1 protein-coding gene is annotated in these 719 nt (G+C 61.9%); it reads right to left on the bottom strand.

Going from position 1 to position 719, the window contains the following annotated elements; all coding sequences use genetic code 11:
- Positions 1–719, bottom strand: a 719-nt coding sequence (locus A9X04_RS27580; protein ID WP_197508960.1) for an acyl-CoA dehydrogenase family protein, incomplete at both ends; no start/stop codon positions are given.

The raw sequence follows: 719 nt of genomic DNA, 5'->3' as shown, positions 1-719 counted from the left end.
GCCTTGACGACGTTGCGCCCCACCGTCCAGCGGTGCACCTCATCGGGGCCGTCGACGATGCGGCTCATTCTCGCCTCTGAGAGCCAGGCCGCCAACGGCAGGTCGTGGGTGTAGCCCAAGGACCCGTGTATCTGCAACGCCGTGTCGATCACCTCGATCAGCATGTTGGCGATATAGGTTTTGGCCATCGAGTTCTCGATGCGCAGGTCGTGCCCGTGCTCCATTTTGTAGGCCAGGTGCAGGATCATCAGTCGCGTGATGTAGAGCTTCTCGGCGCAATCGGCGAGCATCCACTGGATGCCTTGCCGATCGGCGACGCGCTTGCCGAAGGTGACACGCTCGCACGCACGTGCGGTGGCCATATCCAAGGCTGCCTGAGCTTTGGCCACGCTCCACATCCCGTGCCGGAGCCGGCCGTAGCCGAGGCGATGCTGGCCCATGGCAAAGCCCTGTCCAAGTCCGCCGAGAATGTTCTCGTGGGGGACAACGAGGTCGTTGATGCGCACTTCGGCGTGGCCCATCTGGATTTCGCCCTGGTAGGTGGGGATATCGGATTCGCCCATGATAGGGATATTGCGGACGATATCGAAACCCGCGTTGGGCAGCTCCACCAAGAAGGTGGTGTATTGCCGATGACGAGGGGCGTCGGGATCGGTCTTGGCCATCACCAGTGCCAGCTGAGAAATGGACGCCCCTGAGGTGTACCACTTCTCGCCGTT

The organism is Mycobacterium sp. E3247 (genome assembly GCF_001667785.1).
Classification (GTDB): Bacteria; Actinomycetota; Actinomycetes; order Mycobacteriales; family Mycobacteriaceae; genus Mycobacterium.
The sequence above is the reverse complement of the archived record's forward strand: the minus strand, read 5'-3'. Positions and strand labels throughout refer to the sequence as shown.